This is a genomic window from uncultured Veillonella sp. (genome assembly GCF_963534045.1).
Classification (GTDB): Bacteria; Bacillota; Negativicutes; order Veillonellales; family Veillonellaceae; genus Veillonella.
Window position 1 is genome coordinate 72844 of sequence record NZ_CAUSQT010000001.1, and the last position, 23848, is coordinate 96691.

At 40.3% G+C, this 23848-nt stretch carries 17 protein-coding genes and 1 other RNA gene; all 18 read right to left on the reverse strand.

Going from position 1 to position 23848, the window contains the following annotated elements:
• Positions 1–79: 79 nt before the first annotated feature.
• The 18 genes from rny to recJ all read right to left on the reverse strand — a co-directional run bounded on the left by rny (position 80) and on the right by recJ (position 23759).
• The gene (rny, locus tag RYP29_RS00435; RefSeq protein ID WP_255324120.1) at positions 80–1624 is read right to left on the reverse strand and encodes a ribonuclease Y; all 1545 of its coding nucleotides are present in this window, start codon (positions 1622–1624) and stop codon (positions 80–82) included.
• A 128-nt stretch (positions 1625–1752) separates the two neighbouring features.
• Positions 1753–2205 (reverse strand): regulatory protein RecX, encoded by a 453-nt coding sequence (locus RYP29_RS00440; protein WP_311531490.1) that lies wholly within the window; start codon positions 2203–2205, stop codon positions 1753–1755.
• A 56-nt stretch (positions 2206–2261) separates the two neighbouring features.
• Positions 2262–3305, reverse strand: a complete 1044-nt coding sequence (recA, locus tag RYP29_RS00445; protein WP_005376148.1) for a recombinase RecA — start codon at positions 3303–3305, stop codon at positions 2262–2264.
• On the reverse strand, positions 3305–4555 hold the full coding sequence (locus RYP29_RS00450; RefSeq protein ID WP_311531492.1) for a competence/damage-inducible protein A: 1251 nt from the start codon (positions 4553–4555) through the stop codon (positions 3305–3307). Before RYP29_RS00450 ends, recA begins: the two co-directional genes overlap by 1 nt.
• A gap of 63 nt (positions 4556–4618) precedes the next feature.
• Positions 4619–5965 carry a 30S ribosomal protein S12 methylthiotransferase RimO gene (gene rimO / locus RYP29_RS00455; RefSeq protein ID WP_311531493.1) on the reverse strand — a complete coding sequence of 449 codons (1347 nt, stop codon included), beginning with the start codon at positions 5963–5965 and terminating at the stop codon, positions 4619–4621.
• Between the two features lie 64 nt (positions 5966–6029).
• Positions 6030–7070 carry an extracellular solute-binding protein gene (locus RYP29_RS00460; RefSeq protein ID WP_311531494.1) on the reverse strand — a complete coding sequence of 347 codons (1041 nt, stop codon included), beginning with the start codon at positions 7068–7070 and terminating at the stop codon, positions 6030–6032.
• On the reverse strand, positions 7067–8995 hold the full coding sequence (locus tag RYP29_RS00465) for a YgiQ family radical SAM protein (RefSeq protein WP_311531495.1): 1929 nt from the start codon (positions 8993–8995) through the stop codon (positions 7067–7069). The genes RYP29_RS00460 and RYP29_RS00465 overlap by 4 nt, the downstream gene beginning before the upstream one ends.
• A 34-nt stretch (positions 8996–9029) precedes the next feature.
• A complete protein-coding gene (locus tag RYP29_RS00470; protein WP_005376169.1) occupies positions 9030–9482 on the reverse strand; it encodes a helix-turn-helix transcriptional regulator in 453 nt (150 codons plus the stop codon).
• A 13-nt stretch (positions 9483–9495) separates the two neighbouring features.
• The gene (locus tag RYP29_RS00475; protein ID WP_311531496.1) at positions 9496–12189 is read right to left on the reverse strand and encodes a DNA translocase FtsK 4TM domain-containing protein; all 2694 of its coding nucleotides are present in this window, start codon (positions 12187–12189) and stop codon (positions 9496–9498) included.
• Positions 12190–12266: 77 nt separating this feature from the next.
• Positions 12267–13571, reverse strand: coding sequence for a replication-associated recombination protein A (locus RYP29_RS00480; protein ID WP_311531497.1), 1305 nt, complete (start codon positions 13569–13571; stop codon positions 12267–12269).
• A gap of 28 nt (positions 13572–13599) precedes the next feature.
• Positions 13600–13772, reverse strand: a non-coding RNA gene (gene ssrS / locus RYP29_RS00485) — 6S RNA.
• A gap of 100 nt (positions 13773–13872) precedes the next feature.
• On the reverse strand, positions 13873–15675 hold the full coding sequence (aspS, locus tag RYP29_RS00490) for an aspartate--tRNA ligase (protein ID WP_005380601.1): 1803 nt from the start codon (positions 15673–15675) through the stop codon (positions 13873–13875).
• A 7-nt stretch (positions 15676–15682) separates the two neighbouring features.
• Positions 15683–16954 carry a histidine--tRNA ligase gene (gene hisS / locus RYP29_RS00495; RefSeq protein ID WP_005376362.1) on the reverse strand — a complete coding sequence of 424 codons (1272 nt, stop codon included), beginning with the start codon at positions 16952–16954 and terminating at the stop codon, positions 15683–15685.
• On the reverse strand, positions 16954–18381 hold the full coding sequence (gene hemZ, locus RYP29_RS00500; RefSeq protein WP_311531498.1) for a coproporphyrinogen dehydrogenase HemZ: 1428 nt from the start codon (positions 18379–18381) through the stop codon (positions 16954–16956). Before hemZ ends, hisS begins: the two co-directional genes overlap by 1 nt.
• Positions 18374–18862: a Fur family transcriptional regulator gene (locus RYP29_RS00505; protein WP_005380706.1), complete on the reverse strand. Its 489-nt coding sequence runs from the start codon at positions 18860–18862 to the stop codon at positions 18374–18376. The genes hemZ and RYP29_RS00505 overlap by 8 nt, the downstream gene beginning before the upstream one ends.
• 30 nt (positions 18863–18892) lie before the next feature.
• A complete protein-coding gene (locus tag RYP29_RS00510; protein ID WP_311531499.1) occupies positions 18893–19528 on the reverse strand; it encodes an MBL fold metallo-hydrolase in 636 nt (211 codons plus the stop codon).
• Positions 19528–21768: a bifunctional (p)ppGpp synthetase/guanosine-3',5'-bis(diphosphate) 3'-pyrophosphohydrolase gene (locus RYP29_RS00515; RefSeq protein ID WP_005376171.1), complete on the reverse strand. Its 2241-nt coding sequence runs from the start codon at positions 21766–21768 to the stop codon at positions 19528–19530. The genes RYP29_RS00510 and RYP29_RS00515 overlap by 1 nt, the downstream gene beginning before the upstream one ends.
• Positions 21765–23759 (reverse strand): single-stranded-DNA-specific exonuclease RecJ, encoded by a 1995-nt coding sequence (gene recJ, locus RYP29_RS00520; RefSeq protein WP_311531502.1) that lies wholly within the window; start codon positions 23757–23759, stop codon positions 21765–21767. The genes RYP29_RS00515 and recJ overlap by 4 nt, the downstream gene beginning before the upstream one ends.
• Positions 23760–23848: the final 89 nt, after the last annotated feature.

The window sequence follows — 23848 nt, forward strand, 5'->3', positions numbered from 1 at the left end:
AATCCTCTAATAAATAAGTGACAATTAAAAAGGATAGGCTGCAATACAATATTGCAGCCTACAATTTTAAGTATAATGCCTATTTAGCAAAATCAACAACGCGTGTTTCACGAATGACAACAACCTTGATTTGACCAGGATATTCTAATTCGGATTCAATGCGTTTTACAATATTCCGAACAAGTAATGTAGATTCAGCTTCATCAATCTTATCCGGTTTTACTACAACGCGAATTTCTCGACCGGCTTGAATAGCAAAGCACTTTTCAACGCCTTCGAAAGATTCAGCGATTTCTTCCAATTTAGATAATCGTTTTAAGTAATTTTCTAATGTTTCTCTACGAGCACCTGGACGGGCTGCAGAGATAGCATCTGCTGCTGCTACGAGAACAGCCTCTACTGTTTGGAATTCTTCATCACCATGGTGTGCACCAATACAGTTGATTACAGCTGCGCTTTCACGATATTTACGAGCTACATCAACACCGATTTCCACATGGGAACCTTCGATTTCACGATCTAGCGCCTTACCAATATCATGAATTAAACCACCTCGTTTAGCCAATGTTACATCACAGCCAAGTTCTGCGGCCATAAGACCTGCTAAATGAGATACTTCGATAGAATGTTTTAACACATTTTGACCATAACTAGTACGGTATTTCAAACGCCCTAAAATCTTTATAATTTCAGGATGTAAGCCATGAACGTCAGCTTCAAATGTAGCTTGTTCACCGGCCTCTTTAATTGTTTGGTCCACCTCTTTACGAGCTTTTGCCACCATCTCCTCAATGCGAGCAGGATGGATTCGACCATCGACAATCAATTTTTCCAATGCAATACGCGCTACTTCGCGACGAATTGGATCAAAACCTGATAGAATTACGGCTTCTGGTGTATCATCGATAATTAAATCGATACCAGTTAATGTTTCTAGAGCACGAATATTACGACCTTCACGACCAATAATACGACCCTTCATTTCATCATTAGGTAATGCTACAACAGAAACAGTCGTTTCTGCAACATGGTCAGCTGCACAGCGTTGAATAGCGCCGGAAATAATTTCCTTAGCCTTTTTCTCAGCCTCATCTTTAGCTTGCTGTTCCATTTCTTTTACCATGATAGCCGTTTCATGACGGATTTCTTGTTCTACATTTGTTAACAAGATGTTCCGAGCTTCATCAAAGGTCATGCCAGAAATACGTTCTAATTCTGCCATTTGCTTTTCATACAAAGCATCAATTTTTTCTTTGCTTTGAACTAAGTCAGCTTCTTTACGATGTAAAGCTTCCTCTTTGTGCTCAATATTGTCTAATTTTTTATCCAAAGATTCTTCTTTTTGAAGAATACGGCGTTCCATACGTTGTAGTTCAGAACGACGCTCTTTATTTTCTCGTTCCACATCGGAACGGAGCTTATGAATTTCTTCTTTCGCCTCTAATAAAGCTTCTTTCTTTTTAGACTCGGCCATGCGCTCACCATTTGCGACAATGCGCTCAGCCTCTTGCTCAGCTTGATTCAGTTTTCCTTCAGCGATATTTTTTCGTAAAAAATAGCCTACACCTAGTCCAATTAGCACCATTACTACTGCAATTAGACTATACTCTAAAATCAGTCTCACCTCCTGTATCTTCACATACGGGCACAACGCCACTTGTTTCCTGATTTTTTAACATATTAAATTAATAGCCTATAATACATTATATGTTTACAAGGCTATTTTAATTTTATGCTTGAAAGCCCATTCTGTCAAGGTTGATAAGCCTCGCAAACCTTAGTAATAGTGCTCATAGAAAATCCCCTATTTCTTAGGAAATTCATTATTTTTATACGCGGAATATCGCTTATGGATTCACCATATTTTTTATCTACAATTCGAAAAGCGGCTGCCATTTCATCATAATTCTCAATGTCACGAGGAACATCCAATCCTCTCTGTTTCATTTTTTGCTTTATGAGGAATGTACCGTATTTCTGCTCTCGCATCAAGTATGATACTACCTGTTTTGCCAATCTCTCATCATTAATGTAATCATAGTAAATCAATCGTTCTTCTACATAATCGATGAGCTCCGATGCAATCTGTTTTCGTTTCATCTTTTGACGCAATTCATAAGAGCTTAGAAAGCGCTGTGCAAGAAATCGATACGCTTGATCTAATGCGGCCTGCTTTTCCTCTTCTGTAAACATTTCATCTATCATACTAACCTCAATGAAAAAGGGCTACACAGTAGCCCTTTTTTTATATACTATATCGATTAATCTTCTTCTGGAGTAGCATCTTCGCCAACAACGTCAAATGTTTCTGGTTCAGCTGCTAATGTATCACGAATGATACGATCGATTTCTTCAGCTACTTGAGGATTGTCGAAAAGGTATTGTTTTGCCGCTTCTTTACCTTGTCCCATCCGTTCCCCATTATAGGAATACCACGCGCCAGATTTTTTGATAATTTCCATATTAGTACCGATATCGATAAGAGTACCTTCTCTGGAAATCCCTTGACCATACATCAAATCAAATTCAGCAGTTTTAAATGGAGGGGCCACCTTGTTCTTAACAACCTTAACCTTTGTACGGGCCCCTACATTTTCATTATTGGCCTTAATCAATTCGCCCTTACGCACATCAAGACGTACAGAAGAATAGAATTTTAAGGCACGACCACCGGTCGTTGTTTCTGGGTTACCAAACATTACGCCTACCTTTTCACGCAATTGGTTGATAAAGATAACAACGGTTTTTGTCTTATTAATAGTACCTGTTAATTTACGCAATGCTTTACTCATTAAACGGGCATGGAGACCTACGTGAGCATCCCCCATTTCCCCTTCAATTTCTGCTTTAGGTACCAATGCAGCAACAGAGTCAACTACAACGATATCTACAGCACCACTACGTACAAGCGCCTCTGTAATTTCTAAGGCTTGTTCACCATTGTCTGGTTGGGAAATTAACAAGTTATTAATATCTACGCCAAGATTACGTGCATAGATTGGGTCCATCGCATGTTCCGCATCAATAAATGCAGCGACGCCACCTTGTTTTTGCGCTTCAGCTACAGCGTGAAGAGCAACAGTTGTTTTACCAGATGATTCTGGGCCATAAATTTCAATGACACGACCACGAGGGAAGCCACCTACACCTACAGCGAGGTCAATGGCAAGAGAACCAGAGGAAATAACCTCAACATTCATACGATCTGCCGCTTCACCTAGGCGCATGATAGCACCTTTACCAAAGTCTTTTTCTATTTGTTTTAATGCGTTATCCAACGCTGCTTGTCTACCATCAACAGCCATTATTTATCCCCTTTTTCTTGAATGTACAAATTCATGTAATATAATGCTAATTCAGCCGCACTTTGGCGGATATCTTCTCGATTACCAATAAGATTAGCTTTGTGAGCAACGGTTCCATATGGTCCAGTTACGCCAAACCAAACGAGGCCCACTGGTTTATCCGGTGTGCCACCACCAGGGCCTGCTATCCCCGTTGTAGACACCGCATATGTCGTATTGCATACGCGTTTTGCACCTTCAGCCATCGCTTTGGCTACTTGTTCGCTCACGGCGCCATATGTATCGAGTAAATCTTGTGGCACACCTAAGACCCGATGTTTTACATCATTGCTATAGGATATAATGCCACCCATATAGTAATCACTACTACCACTTACGTTTGTCAATAGTTTACCAACTAAACCAGATGTGCAAGACTCTGCCGTAGCCATGGTAGCAGACGATTCTTTTAACGTATTACCGAGTGTTTCCTCCATAGAAATATCTAACTTACGGCCAATCAAAGAACCTAAACGGCGACGAATGATTTCATCCCAAGGATTTAACAATCTATGTGCTTCATCGAGAGATGAAGCCTTTGCAGTAATGCGTAATTCAATGTAGCCTTTTTTTATTAACAAAGCTATGGTTGGATTTGATTGTTGCTTAATCAAATCCATAACGCGTTCTTCTAAATCGATTTCACGAATGTTATAAACGCCATAACGATAAGACGTTACAACACCTTGTGAACCAAAACGCTTATGAAGATAAGGCACTACACTTTGTGTAAACATCCCCTTCATTTCACCTGGAGGTCCTGGTAATAGTATATAGGTTACATCGCCATCTACGGTTACTACGCCTGGTGCAACACCGACAGGATTAGCTAAAACACTAGAGCCATCAGGCAACATAGCCTCTCTACGACTCGCATCAGGCATTTCACGACCTACTCGTTTGAAAAATTGTCGCACCTCAGCCATAGCATCATCATTATATACGACACCGCGATTTAAGGACGATGCCAAAACTTGCCGTGTTATATCACCCTGAGTTGGACCCAACCCACCTGTACTAATCACGAGATCAGCACGTTGTGCCGCTTTTTTAAACACTTCAGACATACGGCCTGGATTGTCTCCCACCACAGACTGATACGCTATGGTATAACCTAATTTATTAAGTTCCTGAGCTAACCAAGAGACATTGGTGTTCACCGTATCCCCTAACAATAATTCAGAACCTGTAGAAATTAATTCTACAATCATTGTAAATACCTCCCATCACTTCAGATGTGTTAATAGTGGTATTACCTAATACACCAATCAATATTATTCTACGATAGTAGCTACTACATCGTAAGCAAAACCTTGCTCTACTTGTACCTGTACAATATCTCCAGGTTTAACCTTATCGCCACAGTCTTCGATATACATGTTCCCATCTACATCTGGAGCTTGTGATCTCAAACGACCTTTTGCAAGAACAGTATCATTATCGCCTTCTTCTAATTCTTCAATCATGGCATAGTCAATAGTGCCTTCTAAATCGCGGTTATTCTCTTCAGAAATAGCAGCTTGTATAGACATCAATGAATGATAGCGTTCTTCTTTAACCTCTTCTGGTACTTGATCTTCGCGAGCCCCTGCAATGGTTCCTTCCTCTTGAGAATATGTAAAAACACCCATGTTATCAAACTTGATATCCTTCACAAATTCACAAAGTTCTTGGAACTGTTCGTCTGTTTCACCAGGGAATCCAACAATAATCGATGTACGCAATGTAACATGAGTTGGTGCATTGCGGATTTTCTTTAATAATCGCTCAATATCCTCACGAGAATCACGACGATTCATTTGTTTAAGAATATCGTTGTTTACATGTTGTAATGGTATATCAACATATTTACAAAGCTTCGGTTCATTGACGATAATATCAAGCAATTCATCACTAAAGAATGTTGGATATAAATAGAGCATGCGAATCCACTCGATTCCCTCAACCTTAGTTAATTCTTTTAACAGCTCTGTAAGTAATGGTTTACCATTATTTAAATCAATGCCGTAGCTAGTCGTATCTTGTGCAATGAGAACGATTTCTTTAACCCCTGATGCAGCTAATCGTTCAACTTCAGCCTTAATAGATTCAATGGAACGACTTCTAAATGCACCACGCACCTTAGGAATGATACAGAATGTACAACCATTGTTACAACCTTCTGCAATTTTTACATACGCACTGTAGCGTGGCGTCGTTTGAATGCGAGGCATGCGTTCATCATAGATATTAGTGATATTTTCCATGATGCAGCTACGATTGCCATGCTCAATCGCATCAACAGCTACCATAACTTGATCCCATGCACCAGTACCAATAAGGGCATCAATTTCAGGGATTTCTGTAAACAACTCATCTTGGTATTGTTGACTCAAGCAACCTGCTACAATTAAGCCTTTACAACGACCAGTTTCTTTATACTGAGCAGCTTCAAGAATCGTATTGATAGATTCTTCCTTAGCTTTCTCTATAAAGGTACATGTATTTATGATAATTAAGTCAGCCTCATGTAAATTATCGGTAATGGTATAACCATCATCCTTTAACAATCCAAGCATAACCTCTGTATCTACTAAATTTTTAGCACAACCTAGGCTAATATATCCCAATGATTTGGTCATTCTAAATCCTTTCTTATTTATAGAATGTAACGATATTGTATACGTATTTTATAGAAATACTCTTCTATTGATCTTTTCTAAAACGTACTTGGCTAACCCAGTGATTCAATAAAAGTTCTTTTCCCTCCACTGTATAGCCGCCATTAACAGGCCATAACACTACGGAACGCCCTAGTGCATCTACGGGTTCGGTAACTTCAGGATTGGCGAATATATAGGTAAAATTATTATTCATCATATATTTTGCAGTTTCACTAGATAGTAACCAAGTAATAAACTCTATACTTTCATTTTTATGCTTAGAATCTTTTTGCACCGCTGCACCTGTTATATAAAATGATGTGCCATCACTAGGATAAATCATTTTTACAGGATAAGAATGGCGAATGTACTGTTGTGCATCAGAAAGATTCCCAATGCCAATATCCGATTCACCAAGAGCTGTTAGCCGTACAGGTGTGGAAAGGAACTTAGAATGTTGTATAACATGTGTTTTTAAAGCTAATAAATCTGCAATAGCATCTGGCTCGCCTTTATATTCCACCAAATTGTACAAAAGATTAGCCGCATTTTGAGAAGCTCCGAAATCTGTCATCACCACACGCCAGTTCCCAGGCTTTTGCAAGGTATCCCAAGTCGTAATATGTTGACCTAGTTTATTGTAAAATGATTCATTTTGTACAAAAACGATAGGATCATACCATAAGCCGACCCAGTAACCATTTGAATCCTTTAGGCGATCCAAGACCTCATCTATGCGTTCATTTACAATAGGAGCAAACTTATCTTTACTAGCACCGATGACGAGGTTATCCTCAGATGTAATCACTACATCACCAGATGAATCTGCTAACTTAGAGGAAACCCGTTGTTCCATTTGCTCCTCAGTGAGTGGCATAATATTAACTTTTACGTTTTTATCCTCTAAATATTTATCAGCTAATAGTGTTGTTAAGTTATTAGGTAAGTCAGTGTAAACCGTAATTTCACCACGTACAGGCGCTTTTGATTTTTCAATTTGCTCCTCTCGATAAAAGTATATGCCATACCCCATCATACCTAAGACAAAAAGCATTAACACAATAAATGCCATCCATCGTTTCATCGCGTAAATCTCCTTTTACGTTCTCCCTTAGTCTTATTGACCTGTGAAGGAGAACCACTTCGAGCATATCGAGATTGACTGCCTCTCGATTGTCCCGTTTTTTTTCGTCCTTGATGTTGCATTTTACCTTGTCCAATTGGTCTAGATGGAATTAAGCACTCAGGTCCAAAGCCGATTAAATCACGCCGATTAGCTTCGATAAGAGCCTCTTTTACCAAGTCGTAATTTTCAATGTTTTTATATTGCATCAAGGCTCGTTGCTTAGCCTTGTCCCGACCTTTTTTAGCCACATAAACAGGCTTGCCATCAAGAGGATTAATACCCGTATAATACATACACGTTGAAAGACTGCCCGGTGTAGGAATAAAATCTTGAACTTGTTCAGGATACATATGCTGATCTCGTAAAAATTCAGCTAATTCTATGGCATCCTCTAATGTACATCCAGGGTGAGAACTCATAAAATAAGGAACTAAATATTGTTTTTTCCCTAATTCACGATTTGCCTCTTCAAACCATTTTTTAAAGGTCAGGAATTCTTCTTTTCCAGCCTTGCCCATCATAGTCGTTACACGCTTTGATACATGTTCAGGCGCAACCTTTAGCTGACCACTCACATGATATTGACAAAGTTCCTTTACAAAGGCTTTGTTATTGTCGGCTAAAACATAATCATAACGTAACCCCGATCTGACGAAGACCTTTTTTACGCCCTTTAACTTTCGTAACTTGCGCAATAATGCAATGTAATCATCGTGATTAGTATTCAAATTTTCACAAGGTTCCGGCGCCGCACAGGTGCGACCTTTACAAGCACCAAAGACGGCTTGTTTATCGCATGCTAAATGTCTGAAATTGGCCGTTGGCCCACCTACATCATGAATGTAGCCTTTAAACCCATCCATATTGATCATCAACTTAGCTTCATCAATCAAAGACTGATGGCTGCGATTTTGAATTATACGCCCTTGATGATTGGTAATAGCACAAAATGAGCAACTACCAAAACAACCACGTTGACTAACGAGGCTAAACTGCACCTCGCTTAATGCAGGCACGCCCCCTTTATCATCATACGATGGATGCCATTTACGAGTGTATGGTAAATCATACGCCGCATCCATTTGCTCCTGTGTTAATGGTAAGGCCGGTACATTTTGTACAACATAGCGATCTCCATGTTTTTGTACAATAGGTCGTCCATAGAATGGATCTTGTTCATCATATTGAATGCGAAAAGCATCGGCGAAGGCCATTTTATCTGCCTTGATTTCTTCAAAGGAAGGACATGCAACACAATCAATGGATGGTATGTCTTTTGACATATAACAAATACCACGTATATTGGGCAATGATTCTTCGAATCGATTTTGATCTAGTGCTTCGGCTAACTCTATAATCTGTAATTCACCCATGCCATATATAAGTACATCAGCCTTAGAGTCTACAAGAATGGACCGACGCACCGTATCAGACCAATAATCATAATGCCCAAAACGCCGCAATGAAGCCTCGATGCCACCAATGATAAGAGGCACATCTCTAAAGGCTTCTTTCATACGGTTAGAGTATACCAAGGTCGCTCTATCGGGGCGATGTCCTGCCTCACCTCCCGGTGAGTAATCATCTTCACGGCGGATTTTTTTAGCTGCCGTAAACTTATTGAGCATGGAATCCAAGTTGCCTGCAGTAACAAGCGATGCAAGACGAGGCTTTCCTAATTTTTTAAAAGCATTAACATCATTCCAATCAGGTTGGGCAATAATACCAACTCGATATCCTTTGGATTCTAGATAACGACCAATTACGGCAGGCGCAAAAGATGGATGATCTACATACGCATCGCCACTGATGAGCACGAAATCGAGTTCTGCCCACCCGCGCGCTTCCATATCTGCGCGTTCTGTAACTAAAAATGTATCCATCAATATAACCTTCCTTTAACTGTAACGATGTATCTTAGAATAAAAACAACCATATCAAAAATATCACCATGAATACGGCAATAATAGCAAGCATAATACGTTCTTGTTCAATGGACCGTTGTCGCTTTTTCTGTCTCGTTTCAAGCGACATACGACGTTTTGCCATCTGATGCTCAACGTACTCACTCTGCACAGAATTAATGGTTTCCTGTTTCTTTTGACGCATAATAGGACGTATTGTGAATGTATCCACTTCACCTACTTGATTTTGATAAACCTTCACTAAGCGATCTCCATCAAGGCCAAGGTAATTTCCATAATTGCGAATAAAACCTTTCGCGTATACACGTCCTGGGATAACTGCATAGTTTCCATCTTCGATGGCTTCTAAATAGGTTGTTTTAATATGAAGTACTTGTTCAATATCTTTAAATGTGAGATTTCTACGTACTCGTTCTCGACGTAATTCTTCACCTAACTCAGCCACAGTATATCCCTTTCTATTCCTCAGAATCAGAGAAGTATCGAGCTTTCACCTGTTCTGGACTCATTAAAATCTCTCGTGCTTTACTACCCATATTAGGACCTACAATTTTAAGATCCTCCATGGTATCTACAAGGCGTGCAGCACGCGTATAACCGATACGGAATCTACGTTGCAACATCGACACGGATGCTTGACCAGATTCCATTACAAGATTGACAGCTCGTTCTAATAACTCATCACGATAAATATCTTGTTCATCATTATCTTGTGCTGCGGTTTCCTTTTCTGCCTCAGCCGTTACCGTATCATCATATTCTGGTTCTCGTTGTTGTTTTACAAACTCTACCAAATGTTCCACTTCATCATCAGAGATGAAAGCACCTTGTACACGAATTGGTTTATTAGCCCCAATTGGAGAGAACAACATATCACCTTTGCCTAATAGTTTTTCAGCACCCGCCATATCGAGGATTGTACGAGAGTCGATTTGGGACCCTACGGCAAAAGAAATACGGCTTGGCACGTTTGCCTTAATAGAACCAGTAATAACGTTAACAGATGGACGCTGTGTAGCCAGTACCATATGAATACCAGCAGCACGTGCCATCTGAGCCAATCGACTAATGGATTCTTCAATATCATCAGGAGCAGTCATCATCAAGTCCGCCAACTCATCAATAATCAATACGATAAGAGGCATTGCCGACTTAGGATGCGCTTCATTATAGCTTTTAATATCGCGCTTGCCAGATGCAGCAAACGCCTTGTAACGAGCTTCCATTTCTCGAACTGCCCAACGCAATACAGCAGCCGCTTTTTTCATATCCGTTACAACTGGTGCCATCAAATGAGGAATGCCATTATACACAGATAATTCAACCATCTTAGGGTCGATAAGTAATAACTTAACCTCTTCTGGTTTACGGCTAAAGAGAATACTGGAAATCAATGTATTCACACATACAGATTTACCGGAACCTGTTGTACCAGCTACCAATAAATGTGGCATCTTAGCCAAATCAGTAATCACAGGTTTGCCAGCGATATCCTTACCAAGGCCTACAGGAATACCACCACGCGCCTCTTTAAAGTCATTACAATCAAGTACATCACGCAAGTGAACGGCTTCTGTTTTCGTATTAGGTACCTCGATACCAATAGCAGATTTACCAGGAATTGGTGCCTCCATACGTATATGTTGAGCCGCTAGATTCAAGGCAATGTCATCTGTTAAGTTTACGATTCTACTTACCTTAACACCTTGGGCTGGTTCAATTTCATACCGTGTTACGGTTGGGCCTTGCGTAGCATTAACTACCTTAGCAGAAATGCCAAAGCTAGATAAAACATCTTCGAGGCGCATCGCATTATACGCAACCTCGTCATTATTATTTTGACCTACCTCCCCTTTCGCCAAAATATCAAGGCTTGGGAAGTGATATGGTTTGTCATAAGTTCTATGAATTTGACCATCTTTTGATACGGCTACCTGAGCTGTATCCTCAGCAGTACTTGCCAAAGATGGTACAGATAATGGCATAGAACTCATGCCTGCACCAGCACTAACAGAGCTTGCAGCCGCACCACTTCCAGGTACAGCACTCGCAATCGCCGCATGATTGGTTTCTAACGGACCAATAGTCGTTGGTTGATAAGAGTATTCTGCTGGGCCTGATTCATCGGTGGTATGCACATCATCCTCAACACTATCATCTGTATCAAATTCTTCAATATCGGCATGTTCCTCATCATGATCATGGAGCCATGCAGGCATTGTTTTTGAATCATCACCGGTACTATCAGTATGGATTTCACTGTTATCAACAGCATCACCAGATTCTTCAGAGATTTGCGCTAATCGTTCTGCCGCTCTATTACGAGCCTCTAACTCGGCTAATTCTTTCCAAGAAGACGGCGTATGTGTATCGATTGGCTCAACTTCATAATCATCATTAGCAGCTACAATACCTCTATTTTCAATAGCCTCTACAGCATTCTGAGCTGCATCAGTATATCGCGTATCCTTTTCGCGGTCATAAGCCTTGCGCTGTGCTGCTTCTTTACGCTGTTCATTCCAATCTTCGATAACCTCTTTAGCTACCGCTACCTTTTCAACAGCCACTTCTTTTGCCTTATCAAGGCCTACTTGCGTTTTATCAGCAGCCTTACGCAATCCGTTACCTAAGGATAGGCGCGTAATAAGGAGACCACAGCAAAGCATAAGTACGGCAACAACAATAATGGAGCCAACTTCACCGAACATAGTTCGTATAAAGGAAGCCAAGAAACCGCCCACAACACCACCTTGATCTGCAAGCGCTGTAGTCGCCAATTCATCACCCACAGGTACACGATATAGTGGAACCATGGTAATAGCTAATAAGTAAAAAACTGTTATGAGAAGACCACGACGTGTGATAGACATAAATTTACCTTGGTATAATAAACGCCATCCAAGCCATAGTACAGCAATGCACGGAATTATGCCCCCAAAGCCAAATCCATAGCGAAATATTCCCGTCAATATTTCGCCTACAATGCCTAAATCAAAGCCAAAAAAGCCTAGCAATGCCAGTATGGCAACACCTATGACAATAATGCCTTTCACTTCATTACGCAGTGAAAATCCTTCTTTTTTTGGTGCCGGTGTAGCTCGTTTTTTGCGAGGCTTCCGCCCTCGTGTAGAAGTTTTTTTCTCTTCTGCCATAATAGTATACAAACCCCTTACTTTTATATAAAAATCTATTTTAAATCATCATTATATTATACCATATATTGACTATTCTATTTATCTTTGCGTCTATCATTCCAATCTTTTAATAGATTATGTTCTACCCCACGATCGACGCCCTTATAATACTCAGCATTTACCAAAGAATCCGGCAAATATTGTTGCTTAACGTATCCATTTGGATAGTTATGAGCATATTTATAAGTTAGCCCATGTCCTAGTTTACTCGCCCCACTATAGTGGCTATCACGTAAATGATCCGGCACTTGCCCACAATCTTTATGACGCACATCAGAAATAGCCGCATCTATACCTAGATATGCGGAATTACTCTTAGACGCCAACGCCACATAGCACGCCGCCTCAGATAAAATGATACGCGCCTCTGGAAATCCCACCATATGCGCGGCCTGTGCTGCTGCATTAGCCAATATTAAGGCTTGTGGATCTGCTAATCCTACATCTTCGGCGGCACAAATGACAATACGACGAGCGATAAAATTAGGATCCTCACCGGCCTCTATCATACGTGCTAAGTAGTGAAGCGTAGCCTGTACATCGGATCCGCGCATACTTTTAATAAAGGCAGAAATTGTGTCGTAATGACTATCTCCTTTTTTATCGTATGTATAAATACGACGGCCTACGACCTTTTCAAGTATTTCCAAAGTAATTTCTTCGCCATCGTGCACCATAGCCGCAGCTTGCTCCAAAATATTGAGTGCCATACGACCATCTCCATTGACGAAGATACCTATATCCTCAAGCAACTCATCCTTTACCTGTAAGTTACGAGCCCCTAAGCCTACTTCGCTATCTGTAAGAGCTCGCTTTAAAATTTGACTAATTGCCTTCGGCGTTAAGGCCTCCAATGTAATAAGTCGTAGCCTCGATAATAATGGGCGATTGACTTCAAAAAATGGATTTTCTGTAGTTGCCCCAATAAGAATAATCGTACCATCTTCAACGCAGGGTAACAGTACGTCTTGTTGACTCTTATTAAAGCGATGTATTTCATCGAGAAATAAAATGGTTCGTTGTTGCAAAGAACGAACGCGTTTCCGCGCATCTTCTATAATATTTCGCAATTCACCGATACCTGCATTTGTCGCATTTAAATTGACAAAATGGCTGTTGCTCATCTTAGCAATGATACCGGCTAATGTCGTTTTACCAGTTCCACAAGGCCCGTAAAACAACATGGATGGTATTGTATCCTTTTCCACCATGGCGCGAAGGAATGTCCCCTTCCCTACCGCCTGTTCTTGACCATACAAATGATCAAGTTCTGTCGGTCTCATTCGCACCGGTAGTGGTTCATATTTATTCGTAGGTAATGCATCAAATAAACTATCCATGCTACCTCCATTCATTCTTTACATGCAAAAAAGCCCCACCATGCCGTAATGTACCGCGTTTTGATCCTGCAAGAGCAGGTGGGTGTCCTCCTCATCCTGCAGTTGTCCCGTGAGGGCGTAACGTTCAGACGAGAGTTCCGGACTCCCGAAGAAAATGTGTTGGCTCAAAACTGCGATATCACACGCACATGGCAGGGATATCTTATACATAAATAGTAGCAGAAAGATTTATCATTTACAAGACTTGACTTTTAAAATTTTAGCAATTCTTGCGGTCCTTTTATAATATGTTTACTTGCGATTATACCAAGGATTGTTCTTCTTCCTCTACATCTGGTTTTATGTGTAATTCTTTTAATTGTTTAGGTTCTACTTCAGATGGCGCTTGGCTCATGATATCAGAAGCGGATTGTGTTTTAGGGAATGCGATAACGTCGCGGATGGATTGGCGTTTAGCCATCAACATAACGAGACGATCAAGACCAAATGCACAACCTGCATGAGGTGGCGCACCGTATTTAAATGCATCAAGCATGAAACCGAATTTAGATTTAGCTTCTTCTTCGGATAAACCAATTGCTTTAAATACTTTTTCTTGTACGTCAGATTGATAAATACGCAAGGAACCGCCACCGATTTCAACGCCGTTCAATACCATATCGTAAGCAATTGCTTTTACGCTACCAGGATCGGATTGTAATTTATCAAGATCTTCGTGGCGAGGCATTGTGAACGGATGATGCATAGCAACATAGCGTTTTTCATCTTCGTTATATTCAAACATAGGGAAATCTGTTACCCATGTGAAAGCCAATTTATCTTCGTCAATCATGTTCATACGACGAGCCATTTCAAGGCGCAACTCACCAAGTGCACGAGCAACAGTTGCTGGTTTATCAGCAATCATCAATACAAGGTCGCCGCCTTTAGCGCCCATTTTTTCACCGATATTGCGGATTGTATCTTCACCTAAGAACTTCATGATTTGAGATTTAATGGAACCGTCTTCATTGAAGCAAGCCCAAGCCAAACCTTTTGCACCGTAGCGATTTACATATGCTACCAAATCATCGAGTTCACGACGAGGAATACCTGCATCACCAGGTACTACGATACCTTTTACGATACCGCCATTGTCGATAACAGAGCGGAATACTTTGAATTCAGTATCTTTTACGAGTTCAGTTACATCTGTGAAAGCCATATCAAAGCGAAGATCTGGTTTATCAGAACCGTATTTATCCATCGCTTCATCCCATGTAATGCGAGGCATTGGCAATGGAATTTCTTTGCCCAATGTCTTTTTGAACACTTCTGCAACCATTTGTTCCAATAGTGCATAAATGTCCTCTTCATCAACGAAGCTCATTTCCAAGTCGAGTTGTGTGAATTCTGGTTGACGGTCTGCACGCAAATCTTCATCGCGGAAACAACGTACGATTTGGAAATATTTTTCATAGCCTGCTACCATCAAAATTTGTTTGAAAATTTGTGGGGATTGAGGCAATGCATAGAATGTGCCTGCATTCACACGAGAAGGTACTAAATAGTCACGCGCACCTTCTGGTGTGGATTTTGTAAGCATAGGTGTTTCGATTTCAAGGAAATCGCGGCTATCGAAAAAATCGCGCATAGCCTTTGTTACCTTATGACGTAAAATCAAGTTGCGTTGCATTTCTGGACGACGCAAGTCAAGATAACGATATTTCAAGCGGATATTTTCATCTACATCGATATTATCTTGAATGTAGAATGGAGGTGTTTTCGCAGAATTCAATACGCGAAGTTCTTCACAATACATTTCATAAGCGCCTGTAGGCAAGTTAGGATTGATTGCTTCTTCATCGCGTTTTGTAATTTTACCACGTACACAAAGCACATATTCATTACGAACATCTTCAGCCTTGTGGAAAGATTCCACATTATGATCTGGGGACGCTACAACTTGAACGATGCCAGAACGATCTCGCAAGTCCAAGAAGATCAAACCGCCGTGGTCACGACGACGTTCAACCCAACCACATAATACAACCTCTTTACCTACTTCTGCTTCAGAAATAGTGCCACAACCGTGCGTACGGTGTAAGCCTTTCATTGTTTCCATTCTACTGTCATCCTTTCACCAAAGAAGATATACGTTCAGAAACAGATGCTAATGGCACTGTTTCCTGTTCACTTGTTTCCATAAAACGAATGATGGCCTCTTGCTTAGCCAATTCATCATCACCCACTATGATAACATATTTTGCATGAATTTTGTTAGCATATTTTAATTGAGCTTTCATACTTTTACCTTGTCCATCCATTTCCGCAGTGATATATGCGCTACGCAAAGTTTGGCAAATCTTGAAAGCTTCTAATTTTGCAGCCTCTCCAAGGGCTACTACAAATACTGCTGGTTCGATTGTCGGTTCAGGCAACAAGTTTTGTTTTTCCAAAGCCAACAACAATCGTTCCATGCCCATTGCAAAACCAATAGCTGGTGTATGAGGACCATCGAGTTCCTCTACAAGGCCATCATAACGACCACCACCGGCTACTGCACTTTGCGCACCTAATGGAGTATATTGAACTTCAAAAGCAGTTTTTGTGTAGTAATCTAGGCCACGAACCAAACGTGGATTTAGATTATATTGAATATTCGCCGCATCAAGTAATGTTTTAAGTTCTTCAAAATGTGTATTACATTCTTCACATAGATGTTCATGAATTTCAGGAGCGCCTACGGATAAGGCTTTGCACGTTTCATTTTTGCAATCCAATAAACGCAATGGATTTTTGTACAACCGCTCTTGGCAATCTTCACAAAGTTGATCTTTTTTAGGTTCAAAGAATTCAATCAACTTTTGACGGTACGTAGGACGACAGTTTGGACAACCTACAGAGTTCACCTCTACATTGAGATCCTTAAGGCCGAAATCTTTCAACAACTGTACGATCATACAGATAACTTCGCTATCCACTACAGGAGATGGAGAACCGAGCACTTCTGCACCAAATTGATGGAATTCACGATAGCGACCGGCTTGCGGTTTATCGTGACGGAACATAGACCCCATATAGAACCATTTTGTTAAATTTTCTTTACCATACACCTTATTTTCAAGGTACGCCCGTACGGCAGAAGCCGTATTTTCAGGGCGCAATGTATAGCTTTGTTCCTTGTCATCGCCAGTGGAGAAGGTATACATTTCCTTTGATACTACGTCCGTAGTTTCCCCAATGCCCCGTAAAAATAATTTTGTATCTTCAAAGGCAGGTGTACGAATTTCACTAAAGCCATAAGCTTTACAAATTTCGCGCATATGCTGTTCTATATAATGCCAATTTACAATTTGTTCTGGCAAGAAATCTTGTGTACCTCTTGGTCTTTTAATAGCCATTACACAACCTCCCAAAATGATTTACATAATGCATGCCTCTTAGCTAATAAAGTCTTTAATGTATCTGTATATACATCTACATCCTTTGGCATGTGTTGCTTTTTCTGTCTAAACGCAGGAGCCTTAATCCATTTAGATGATCCACCTGGTCCCATAGACATAATTGTTTGCCGCTCTTCCATGATTTGAATATTATATTCACACGCTTTACCTGGCAATGTATACCCAATATTTTCAAGTTGCCCTCTCATATATTGTTGACGATATAGATAATACGGCACATAACCTGCCTGCTCTAATCGCTCCTGAGCATACTGTACCATGTGTTTTACTATGGACTCATCAGGTACATCATGTTGCATGTTCAAATCATATAGCGGACTACCGCGTTTAATAGCTAACGTATGAATTGTAACATTTTCAGGCAAATTATGACAAATATAATCCATGTTATGTACCATATGTTTTATATTTTGCCCAGGTAGACCTGCTATAAAATCCATATTAACAGCAAAATCTGTATGTTTTTTTACATATTGATACATATCATCGATATCTTGTGCGCTGTGTCCACGCCCGATGCGACGTAATATAGTATCGTCCATCGTCTGAGGATTAATGCTAATGCGATTCACATGACACGCTTGCATAGACTGTATTTTTTCAGTGGTTATAGAATCGGGTCTTCCCGCTTCAACCGTAAATTCACGCCCTTTAGGTATCAATGTAGATAATCCAGTTAAAACACGATGAAAATCTTCATTATTCAATATTGTAGGTGTACCACCACCCATATAGAGCGTTTTCATGTGCAAATTGTAACTTTCACAAATATGGCGCACATCATCTATATCATCTAATAAGGCTGCTATAAATTCAGATTGTCGATGATACTCTTGATATAAACCGTATGGAAATGAACAATATACACAACGTGTTTCACAAAATGGAATACCACAATAGAGGCTTATATTCTTATTAGAGTGAGACTCTAAAAAAGGACGTTGATATTGTCCAATACGGCTAAGAATATCTAATTTTTCAAAAGACACAGAAAACTCGTCCCTAATGTGACGAGTTGCATCCTCTAATGAACCATATTGGTCTATATATTTATGAAGTAATTTAGTAGGGCGCACCCCTACCATCGTGCCCCACTCATTATGAGCAGGTAAACCTTGTTCTGTACGCAACAACACAAGTAAGGACTGCCCTATTGAGCGTCGGCCCATAGAAGATACAGGACCTGTCAAAGTATGTTCAACGCCACGAATAGATACGGTCAAGACATACATATCATCACGTTCGACAGCACGCAGAATCACATCAGCCTCTTCATTGCGTGAAAACAGCCCTGCGGCACCACAGTTGTGGGCCACTACCGATCCAAGCGGTAGTGGCCCTGTGTAATGATATCCATTAAGCATGATGTGCCATTTTATCGAGCTTTTCAAGTTCTGCTGGCGTCATATGTGCTTGGCAATCACTGCAGTAACCATATACTTTTAATTGATGATCGATGGTACGGAAATTCAATTTCTTTGCAATGATAGATTCCAATGTTTCTAGCATATCATCTTCAAACTCGGAAACCTTACCACATTTTACACAGATCAAATGATGATGGAAATGGGCAAACTCTTCGTCATTTAATTCATAACGATTACGGCCATCACCAAAGTCAAGACGTTTTAACAAATCTAGTTCTGTAAATAAATCCAATGTACGGTAGATAGTAGCAAGTCCGATATCTGGGGCTACTTCTTTTACCAATACATATACGTCTTCTGCGCTCAAGTGATTTTCTTCAGCATCGATGAAAGCTTGTAAAATCGTTTGACGTTGTGTAGTCAATTTGTATTTTTTATCTTTAATACGTTCTTTTAATTTTTCCAATGTTGTATTCATAATTACTATCCCCTTTACTAAATAAATTAATTAAGCACCTACAAATGGATTATATTGTTTTTCATAACCAATTTGTGTTTCTGGACCATGTCCAGGATATACCATCGTATTGTCTGGTAATGTATATAACTTTGTTTTAATCGCGTTGATGAGGGCATCATAATCACCTTCTACAAAATCAGTGCGCCCCACAGATTGATTAAATAAAGTATCTCCAACAAATACTAAACCCGGCATATAGTAGCATACACCGCCAGGTGTGTGACCTGGTGTTTCGTATACTGTCAAATCAATAGCACCACATGTGATGTGATCACCTTCATGAACCTCTACAATGCGCCCTTTTACGGTAATCGGTGTAGGATTGCTATAATTGCTTAGATTCAATTCCGGATCACTTAGGTATTTCACATCATTATGATGTATATAGATAGGCACATCGTAAGCATCTACAATGCCTTGTACGCCACCGATGTGATCCCCATGACCATGAGTTAAGAGAACTGCTTTCGTCTTTAAATTATGCTTTTTTAAGGCTTCCAACACTTCTGTCGTAGCAGGATCGATAATGAACGCTTCCCCCTGCTCCTTATCGCCTATCACATAACAATTGGTTCCAAGCGGTCCCAACGGCATACGCATGAGAACTAAATTTGATGTATCCATTATGCACCACCTTTACTACGTTGTACCGTGTACACTTCACGGATACGACGCAATTTAGTCATAACAAAATCAAGTTGCGATATATCTCGAATTTCAACAACGATGTTGATCATTACATTTTTCGTATTTTCAAGGACTTTGGCGTTCATATTAGTAATGGTAATTTTCAATTCTGAAAGCACCGCCATTACCTCCATGAGGATTCCTGATCTATCATAGGCTTGAATATCGATGCCTACATGGAAGGATTCACTCGATGCTTCATCCCACGAAACTTCAATCATACGCTCTAGATCTTCCGGTGTATGACCAAGGCTTGTACAATCGGATCGATGTACGGAAACACCACGACCTCTTGTAATATAACCGATAATATCGTCGCCTGGTACAGGATTACAACATTTCGCCATACGAACCATAACACCAGGCTCTCCTTTTACGAGAACACCAGTGCCATTCTTAGCTTTTTTGGCCCCTTGTACCTTTAACTTTTCAATGATTTGTTCCGTTGTTTTACGAGCATCTTCATGCTCTTTAGATTTTTTATATAGTTCAACCAATCGCAATAGAACGGTACTTACCGGTATCCCACCATAGCCACAAGCGGCATATAGTTCATTTTCAGTATTGGACTTCAACTGTTTTACAACTTGTTGAATGCGATTATCACAACAAAGCTCTTTCCAACTATAATTAAGACGTTTTGCTTCACGTTCAAGGGCTTCAAGACCTTTTTCAATATTTTCTTCTTTATTTTCTCGTTTGAACCAATTACGGATTTTGTTCTTACTTTCAGAAGAGCCTACAATATTGAGCCAATCAAGGCTTGGTTTACCAGTTTTAGAGGTAATGATATCGACGATGTCCCCATTTTGCAATGTGTAATCTAGAGGCACAATTTTACCATTAACCTTTGCCCCTACACAACGATGGCCTACATCGGTATGAACGCGATAAGCAAAGTCGAGTGGTACAGAACCGATAGGCAACTTAACCACATCACCCTTAGGTGTAAATACAAATACCTCACCAGAGAATACATCTAATTTCAAAGCATTAACAAGTTCCTTAGGGTTAGACGTATCTTGCCATTCTAACACTTGGCGAAGCCATGCAACCTTTTGGTCAAATTCTTTATCAGCGCCCTTATTACCTTCTTTGTAACGCCAGTGAGCGGCGACACCATATTCGGAAACACGATGCATTTCCCATGTACGAATTTGGATTTCTACAGGTTGCCCCATCGTACCGATAACCGTAGTATGCAATGATTGATACATGTTGGATTTCGGCATAGAAATATAATCTTTAAACCGATAAGGCAACGGTTTCCAAATGCTATGGGCAATACCTAGAACGGCATAGCAATCCGGCACAGTGTCAACGATAACGCGTACAGCCAATAAATCATAAATTTGAGACAAGTCGCGATTATCCTTTTTCATCTTTTTATAAATACTATAAAAATGCTTTGGTCGTCCCTTTATATCCGCTTTGATACCGGCCTCGCCAAGAGCCTTCGTCAATTGTTCCATCGTATCGTTAACGATATCTTCACGGGCTTGACGCTTTTGTTTCATTTGATCAACGAGATCATAGTATTTATCTGGTTCTAGGTACCGGAAGGATAAATCCTCCAGTTCCCATTTTACGTTGAAAATACCGAGGCGATGAGCTAAAGGAGCAAAAATCTCCAACGTTTCTTTAGCAATGCGTTTTTGTTTATCGCTACGCATATGTTTCAAGGTACGCATATTATGCAACCGGTCACCCAGTTTGATAACGACAACGCGCACGTCTTTCGCCATGGCCAAAATCATCTTGCGATAATTTTCCATTTGGCGATCTTCTTTAGTTTCATATTGGAACTGATTTAATTTTGTTACCCCATCAACGAGGAACGCCACTTCAGAGCCAAATAATTTTTCAATATCTTCCTTTGTATACTCCGTATCCTCAACGACATCGTGGAGTAGGGCCGCAATCAATGTAATATGATCGATTTGCAAATGCGCCAAAATCTCTGCCACTGCAAGAGGATGCATGATATACGGTTCACCGGAGGCTCTAAATTGACCTTCATGGGCTTTATCTGCAAGGGTGAAAGCCTTCATGATTTGGTCGCATTCATCATCTCCTAGATACGAATGCACATAATCCATAAACTCTTTTAAGGCCTCTTCTTTATTAAAGCCTTTTTGCTCAACTAAGGCTTTACCTTCTTCATTTATGGTCATCATTGTATCACCTCCTGCTGACTATATGTAATAAACGTAACGGATGTTGTCAAATCAAGCTTACCATTGATGACATTCCAACGGATCATCGCTTGTCCATTATCGTTCGTTTCTTCGCTAATAATACCTAATTCTTTAAACACATCAAGGGCCATCAATGCAGATGAACCATTTTGATTATCTGGTTTACGCCGCAAAATTTCTTGTTCCACATGGTATAAAGAATTAGCGCCGCCTTTTAATGATAGGCGTACAATTGTATATATTTCACGTAAACCTTCAGCACTTAATTGAATAGGTTCTTCTACGATGGGCTCTATATCTTGAATCATGAGTTGTGGCGATACAAAACCTTGCCATTCATTTTTTTGAAGTGTAAAGGCCACTTTCACATTCATGCCCTGAAATATACATCTAAACAAATCAGGACGATTCCAAGCGATAGCATCAACGCTACCATTGGCTGTAGACAAAATCACCTTACAGTGATTTTTGAGTTGCCCCATCAGCATAATGTCCTGCACCTTAGCATCCATAACGCCAAATATAGGGGTACTATTGCCCATCCCATACGGTTCTAAGGCGGACACACGATCTACAATATCAACATCGATATCATCAACGGGCAATGTGGCATCAATGGATACAACAGGAATATACTCATCAGGAGAAACATGAGCCTTACAATACTCGGTTAAGCGCTGACGCAATTCATCAATACGGCTAGCATCTATACTAAATCCAGCCGCTGCGGCATGGCCACCAAATTGAATCAATATATCTTCACAGGATTTTAATGCATTATATATATTAAAACCCTCAATGCTACGACAAGAGCCTTTACCTACGCCATTATCAATGCTAATAACAAGTGTAGGCTTATAAAACTCTTCTACCAATCGCGATGCAACGATACCGATAACACCGGGATGCCAATTTTCTCCAGCTACTACGGTTACATAATCTGCTAGATGACCTTGAGCAGCCACATTAGTACGGGCCTCTTCGTGAATAGAGCGTTCTATTTCTTGACGTTCCATATTCGTTTCTTGTAATTCTTGAGCAATTGTTTCTGCCAAATCTACATCGTCCGTAACAAGTAGCTCAACGGCACGCGTTGCATGAGTAACGCGGCCTGCCGCATTTAGGCGCGGTGCTAAGGTAAATCCAATATGTCCTGCAGTGATCGTTTTATCATGTAAGCCGGCCACATCGATAAGTTTATCGATGCCTAAATTAGGCAACTCGTTCATCTTCTTAAGTCCAGCCTGAACGATGATGCGGTTTTCTCCAACCAACGGAACGACGTCAGCAACGGTTCCAAGTGCAACGATGTCTAAATCATCAAGATACCACTCTCCGCATTGACGCAACCAGAGCGCTTGACATAATTTGAACGCAACGCCTACACCGGATAAGTTTTTATCCGTGTACGGGCAATCTGGTTGTTTATGATTAATAACGGCACAGGCAGGAGGAATTTGAGGTGGCGCCGTATGATGGTCTGTAATAATGATATCGATGCGATCACAAACGGCCTCGACAATATCATAAGAGCTAATACCACAGTCCACGGTTATAACTAAAGATGCGCCATCAGAGATAATATGCTCTAACGCCTCTAAATTTAATCCATATCCTTCGCTTTGCCGTTCCGGTATGTAATAACTTACACGAGCCCCCATTTTAACTAAAAAGCGATATAACAGCGATGTAGCCGTAATACCATCCACATCATAATCTCCATAGACGACTATAGATTTTTTTGCTTCTATGGTTTCTAAGATAAGCGCAACCGCCGTTTCCATATCCTTTAAGGTAAAGGGATCAAGCAAATCTTTAAGTGTGCCTTCTAAGAAGCGATGGCCTTCATCGCTATCTATATTCCGATTCACCATCAATCTCGCTACAATCGGATTTACACCGAGTTCACGGATCAATGTATTTTCTTTTTCTGTATCCCTTGGCATAATATGCCAACGTTTCTTCTTCATAATCCAAAACCTCGGTGACATGTATATAAAATAATGTTGATGAATAATGTAATAATTCATAATCAATATTAACATTGTTTATAAATCTA